The 5,611-nt window shown below is 60.7% G+C and carries 2 protein-coding genes, 1 tRNA gene, 2 rRNA genes and 2 pseudogenes; 4 read left to right on the top strand and 3 right to left on the bottom strand.

What is annotated here, in order from left to right; translation table 11 throughout:
* Nucleotides 1–172: 172 nt before the first annotated feature.
* From NI18_RS27500 to NI18_RS27490, 4 genes and pseudogenes are all read left to right on the top strand, one after another.
* Nucleotides 173–1,723, top strand: a pseudogene (locus NI18_RS27500) (sugar-binding domain-containing protein); the annotation flags it as partial.
* 496 nt (nt 1,724–2,219) lie between these two features.
* Nucleotides 2,220–2,882 carry a glycoside hydrolase family 2 protein gene (locus tag NI18_RS27495; protein WP_347574895.1) on the top strand — a complete coding sequence of 221 codons (663 nt, stop codon included), beginning with the start codon at nt 2,220–2,222 and terminating at the stop codon, nt 2,880–2,882.
* A gap of 215 nt (nt 2,883–3,097) precedes the next feature.
* Complete coding sequence (locus NI18_RS19935) at nt 3,098–3,487, top strand: hypothetical protein (protein WP_128082353.1); 390 nt, start codon at nt 3,098–3,100, stop codon at nt 3,485–3,487.
* A gap of 421 nt (nt 3,488–3,908) precedes the next feature.
* Nucleotides 3,909–4,061 (top strand): annotated as a pseudogene (locus NI18_RS27490) (cyclase family protein); the annotation flags it as partial.
* 472 nt (nt 4,062–4,533) lie between these two features.
* Here NI18_RS27490 and NI18_RS19930 read toward each other — a convergent pair.
* From NI18_RS19930 to NI18_RS19920, 3 genes are all read right to left on the bottom strand, one after another.
* Nucleotides 4,534–4,610: transfer RNA gene (locus NI18_RS19930), tRNA-Met, on the bottom strand.
* A gap of 82 nt (nt 4,611–4,692) precedes the next feature.
* Nucleotides 4,693–4,806 (bottom strand): 5S ribosomal RNA (gene rrf / locus NI18_RS19925).
* A 223-nt stretch (nt 4,807–5,029) separates the two neighbouring features.
* Nucleotides 5,030–5,611: ribosomal RNA gene (locus NI18_RS19920) — 23S ribosomal RNA — on the bottom strand; the annotation flags it as partial.

Genomic DNA, 5,611 nt, shown 5'->3' with positions numbered 1-5,611 from the left:
GGCACTGGCCGACGCGGCCCGCGCGCAGCCAGACTTCGCGCTCGTCCAGTTCTGGCAGGTCGGCGTCGGCTGGCCGCTCCAGAAGCAGGCCAATATCGGGCTGACGCAGCAGCAGGATCCGTGGACGCTGCCAAAGGCGCGCGGCAACGCCACCACGCCGCCGGTCGTAAACATGCCCTTGCCGCCGACGGGGTTGGCGCCGGCACGCGACGGCCGCTGGCTGGTGAACGGCTGGCAGCTCGCCGCCGCGCCGGACGTGCGCGATGATGGTCCGACGCTGTCACGTCCGGGCGTGCCCAGCGGCACATGGCGTGCCGCAACCGTACCGGGCACCGTGCTGACCACGCTGGTCGATCGCGGAGTCTATCCCGACCCCTATTACGGGTTGAATAACCTCAAGATTCCCGAAAGCCTCGCGCGGCAGGATTACTGGTACCGCACCAGCTTCACCGTCCCGCCCGAAGCCGCCGGAAAGCGGCTTACGCTCGTCTTCGGCGGCATCAACTATGCCGCGGACGTCTGGGCAAACGGCCGCAAGCTCGGCAGTACACGCGGCGCGTTCATCCGCGGCCAGTTCGATCTCATCCCCGTCGCCGGTGACAATGTCGTCGCGGTGCGCGTGTCGCCGCCGCCCCATCCCGGCATTCCGCACGAACAGTCGATCAGCGCCGGCGTCGGCGAGAATGGCGGGCAGCTCGCCATCGACGGTCCGACCTTCGTCGCCACCGAAGGGTGGGACTGGATTCCCGGCATCCGCGACCGCAATACCGGGTTGTGGCGTCCGGTCGAACTGCTGGCGCATGGCGACGTCCGCCTGCTCGACCCACAGGTCGTCACCGACCTGCCGCTGCCGCGTACCGACCGTGCCGATGTCTACATCACCGTCCCCGTTCGCAACGACGGCACCACGCCGCGCAGCGTCACCGTTCGCGCGGCGTTTGGCGACGTGCATGTCGAGAAGACGGTGACCGTATCGCCCGGCGAGACGAAGGTCGCCTTCTCACCCAAGGACTTCGCCCAGCTGCGCGTCGCAAATCCGAAACTCTGGTGGCCGAACGGCTATGGCGAACAGGCGCTGTACCAATTGTCGCTCGAGGCGCTGGCTGATGGCCGGCTGTCGGACACGCGTACCGACCGGTTCGGGATCCGTGAGGTGAGCTACGACCTGTCGCTGTTCGATACCGCGGGCGCGCTCCGGCGGGTCAATCTGCAGTTCACCGATGGCAGCCTGCGCGGCGAACGTCTTGTCGACGTCCGTCACGAAGCGATCAAGCAGTCGCCGAACGGCTGGACCGAATCGCTGACCGCAGCTGGCGAGCGCTCCCCTGCGGTGACACCCGTCGCGGAGACGATGCCCGAGCCGCATTTGACCATCCGCGTGAACGGCGTGCAGATCGCTGCGCGCGGCGGCAACTGGGGCATGGACGATGCGATGAAACGCGTCGGCCGGGACCGGCTGGCGCCCTATTTCCGTCTCCAGAAGGAGGCGCACATGAACGTCATCCGCAACTGGATGGGCAATAACACCGAAGCCGAGTTTTTCGACCTCGCCGACGAGACCGGCATGATGGTGCTCAACGATTTCTGGCAATCAACACAGAATTTCCAGGTCGAGCCGCAGGACCCGGAGCTCTTTCTGAAGAATGCGGACGACGTCGTGCGGCGCTATCGCAATCACCCGTCGATCATCCTGTGGTTCGGCCGCAACGAAGGCGTGCCCTATCCCGCGCTCAACGAAGGGCTCGACGAGCTCATCGCGCGCGAGGATGGCACGCGCTGGTTCACGGGCAGCTCGAACGTCGTCAATCTGCAGGGATCGGGGCCGTACAACTACCGGCCACCGGTGGGCTATTTCACCGACCTGGCCAGCGGCTTCTCCGTCGAAACGGGAACGCCGTCGCTCTCGACGCTTGAATCCGTCCGCGCCACCATGCCCGATAGCGAGACCTGGCCGCTCAGCGACACGCTGGCCTATCACGACTGGCACTTTGCCGGGAACGGCGACACCAAGACGTTCATGACGACGCTGGCGACAATGTTCGGGCCTGCGACGAGCTTCGCCGATTTCGAGCGGAAAGCGCAGATGATGAATCTCGAGACGCACAAGGCGATGTATGAAGGGTTTCTGGGCCATCTCTGGACCAAGAACTCCGGCCGGCTCCTGTGGATGACCCACCCGGCCTGGCCGTCGAACGCATGGCAGATCTACAGCTGGGACTATGATACCCATGCGGCATATTACGGGGCGAAAAAAGGCCGCGGAGCCGCTCCACGTTCAGCTGAACCTGCCGGGCAACGAACTGGTCGTGCTCAATACCACCCGCGAGCCACGCCCCGGCCTTCGCGTTCGCACGCGGGTGGTCGGGCTCGACAATTCCGAACTGTTCAGTCGCGAGGATCGTCTCGATGCAAAGGCGAATGCGGCAACCCCGCTTGCCGCCGTACCACTCGACCGCCTGTTCGCATCGCATCCGATGCTTCTGGTCAAGCTCTACATGACCGATCGGTCGGGCAAGACGGTTGCGGAGAATTTCTACTGGCGCGGCAAGGACGAGGCAGCCTATCAGATGCTCAACAGCCTGCAGAATGTTACCCTGAGCAGTTCGGTCGCCGCCCCGATATCGGTCGGTGACGACATGATGGTGGCCGTGACGCTCACCAATGACACCAAAGTGCCCGCGCTCAATGCGAAGCTGACGCTGGTCGATACGGCGGGAAAGCGCATCTTGCCGGCATTTTACAACGACAATTATGTCGCGCTCCTGCCCGGTGAGACCCGGCGCATTGAAATCCGCTATCCAAAGACGGTCGGCGCGGCACCGGCGGCGGTGACGTTACGAGGCTGGAACCTCCCGGAAATGACGCGTCCGATCGGACGATAGCGCGTTTGATCGTACGCAGGTCATTATGGGGCGCGACTGCGTCGCCGCCCCTGATGTTCAGAACTACGTCCGGATCAGGACGCTTTGAAGGGCGACGGGGCACACCTGAATATACGGCGCTCTACGTTAAAAGTGCTACCTAATGCGGACTGCCGACTTTCCACCAAGGAGCGACACTCGGCCCCCCGCCCCTTCTCCTCAACGAACGTCCGTTTATGCCGATCGCCTGCCGAAAGCAGACAGGCTGCTTTCAACCAGTTTTGCATGCACGAGGTCTGGTGTTGCCGAAAACCGCGGGGTGGCTCAAAAAACTACGTGGCGGTAAATCGTACGACCGCACGACATCGGCCACCGCGCTACTCCTCCTCATCGTTGCGCAACTGACCAGCACCGAGATCGGCAAGGACCGTATTGCTGAAAGCGACGCGGCGATCTTCGCGCGGACGATCGAGATCATCGTCGTGCCATGTGAAGACCGCCGATCAACCAGCTTCCGCATGCTCGATCCTGGAGGTTCGAGGCCGACACCGCGGATTGCCGCGACGGCGCGGAACCGACCCCTCGCACCGCCACGTCGGGCCAATCAATATCTAACTCGTGGATAATCCGGTCGAGCGTTTGCGCCTTTGACCAAGTGCGGACATTTTCGATCCGCGACAGGGCAACGCGGGTCATTCCTACACCGAAGGCAAGTGCTTTTACTGATCGCCCTAGAGTGCCTTTCACGTATGTACGATGATCCCTGAGTATCTCTCCGAGCTCCGGCCGCAGATGACTGATGCCTTGTGGCAGTCGCATCCGGGCGGGGGACTATCTGATTTCATGAAACCGGCATGTAACATCACGTGTATTTCGTACGTACCCGCGGACAGCCGTAACACAACGCTGGTATGGCCGCTGCACGGATAATGTTGGCACAGGGACCAGAAGCGCAACAAGCGCTCGCCGAGCTTGTGCGCTTGCTGGCAAGGGAAGCGACCATTGAACATGCATGCGGGACTCCCGTGCCGCCGAGGCGGTGAAACAAAGGCAGGCCGAGACATCGGCTATTACCACATGGAAAAGCTCACTAGCCTTGACCGCCTACCCTACAACGGCTTCATGGTTTCCTGTTTTCCAGCAAAGATAGAGAATGGTCCCGCTGGCTGGCCACGAGCGGTCGCTATACTTAACGATTGACATATCCACCTCAGGATTGTGACACGCAAAGTTTAAAGCCTGCGACGGCGGCAGTTCAGCTTGATGTGGTGAAGCTGGTGCGAGAGTGTCGCGCCGCGGTGTCGCAGGCTGGCCAAGATCTGGACTTGCCCGATAACCTGCTTTGCAAGTGAGGGCATGATATAACGTTCGAGTCCTTGGCGTCACCTGAGGGGCTGACCGATGTCCTGGTTCTGAAAAGCGCTCGGTGTTCTGCGCAGCAAGCTCGGGCACTCGACCCTGGGCTATCACAGTTCTACAGATTTTGAACGGCAGGCACAGGTAGCTTAACCTCGCGTCTATTGGCCCAGCAGCGGCTTATGGCGTTGGGGTCACAGATGACAAAGTTCATGCCACACCCACGCCAATGAGGGGCAAAACTGGTCAGAGATATGAATACGCTGCACAACCGACAACGCCGCCCGTGAAGGCGGCGATTGTAGTTCTATATCGGTGGTTGCGGGGACAGGATTTGAACCTGTGACCTTCAGGTTATGAGCCTGACGAGCTACCGGGCTGCTCCACCCCGCGACGGTCCGGTTAGGGACGTAAGGGTAGATGAGATTGTGAATGGGTTTAGATATCGTGTGATGCATGTCGCACGGGCTTCAATGCCTGGCGACGCCTACTCTTCCATCGCTTGAGCGATAGTACCATTGGCGCAGGCGGGTTTCACGGCCGAGTTCGGAATGGGATCGGGTGGGACACCGACGCTATAGCCACCAGGCAATGGAGCCGGTGCGACATGCGTCACTGTGATATCTGGGGTCCCCTCGAGCCTCGCCTTGCGGCGGGTGTTGAGGGTTTTAAAATCGATACCGTGCAAGGTTTGTAGTGTGTTCGACCAATCCTCGACGGCGAGGGGATTGGCAATCTGGCGTCGTCTTAATCATCCGCACTATCGTCTGACGTGCTGGGCGAACCCAGTGTTGTCATTGATGGTGTGAGACTCTCAAGCGCGAATAGAGCAATTAGTATCGGTTAGCTCCATGCGTTACCGCACTTCTACATCCGATCTATCACGTCGTGGTCTCCGACGGCTCTATGAAATCTTATCTCGAGGGAGGCTTCCCGCTTAGATGCTTTCAGCGGTTATCCCGTCCATACATAGCTACCCAGCTGCGCTCTTGGCAGAACGACTGGTACACCAGAGGTATGTTCAACCCGGTCCTCTCGTACTAGGGTCAACTCCTCTCAAATTTTCGACGCCCACGGCAGATAGGGACCAAACTGTCTCGCGACGTTCTGAACCCAGCTCACGTACCACTTTTAATTGGCGAACAGCCAAACCCTTGGGACCTGCTCCAGCCCCAGGATGTGATGAGCCGACATCGAGGTGCCAAACAACCCCCGTCGATATGAGCTCTTGGGGGTTATCAGCCTGTTATCCCCCGGCGTACCTTTTTATCCGTTGAGCGATGGCCCTTCCACGAGGGACCACCGGATCACTATGACCGACTTTTCGTCTCTGCTCGACTTGTCAGTCTCGCAGTCAGGCGGGCTTATGCCATTGCACTCTAACAGACGGTTTC

It is taken from the genome of Sphingomonas sp. Ant20, assembly GCF_000783375.1.
GTDB classification, from domain to species: domain Bacteria; phylum Pseudomonadota; class Alphaproteobacteria; order Sphingomonadales; family Sphingomonadaceae; genus Sphingomonas; species Sphingomonas aerolata.
The sequence above is the reverse complement of the archived record's forward strand: the minus strand, read 5'-3'. Positions and strand labels throughout refer to the sequence as shown.